Source organism: Vibrio sp. YT-19(2023), from assembly GCF_033337395.1.
The window spans coordinates 1-521 of sequence record NZ_JAWOQN010001125.1; the positions used below are offsets into that span (position 1 = coordinate 1).

A 521-nucleotide genomic window follows, 5' to 3' on the forward strand; every position below is an offset into this window, starting at 1 on the left:
TCTGTTAACGCAATCATCGCTTTGATGCCTTCCATGTGGTTCGCTGAGTACATGGTTGCCATTGCAATGGTCTCTTCTGCTGTTTCAAAGGTGCGGTCGAGACGGTAGGTCGATAGACTTGCTTCAGACATCTTTTCTGCGCCAATACAGACATCCGCCATTGATTTCACGGTCTCTACCGGATATTGACCGGCAGCGGTCTCTCCAGACAGCATCACGGCATCGGTGCCATCCAAAACGGCGTTTGCTACGTCCATGACTTCTGCACGCGTTGGCATTGGGCTATTGATCATCGATTCCATCATTTGAGTTGCAGTAATGACGACGCGGTTCAAACTGCGAGCTCGACGAATGAGTTTTTTCTGAACACCGATCAGCTCAGGATCGCCAATCTCAACGCCTAAATCGCCGCGAGCGACCATCACGACGTCAGAAGCTAGGATGATATCGTCAATCGACTCGCTCGTGGCGACGGTTTCTGCACGTTCTACTTTTGCGACGAGTTTTGCTTCTAAGCCGGC

General features: G+C 51.1%; 1 protein-coding gene. It reads right to left on the reverse strand.

Annotated features, from left to right (window positions below; genetic code table 11):
- Positions 1-521: pyruvate kinase (locus R7E78_RS30405; protein WP_318059183.1), on the reverse strand; the 521-nt coding region annotated here is incomplete at both ends.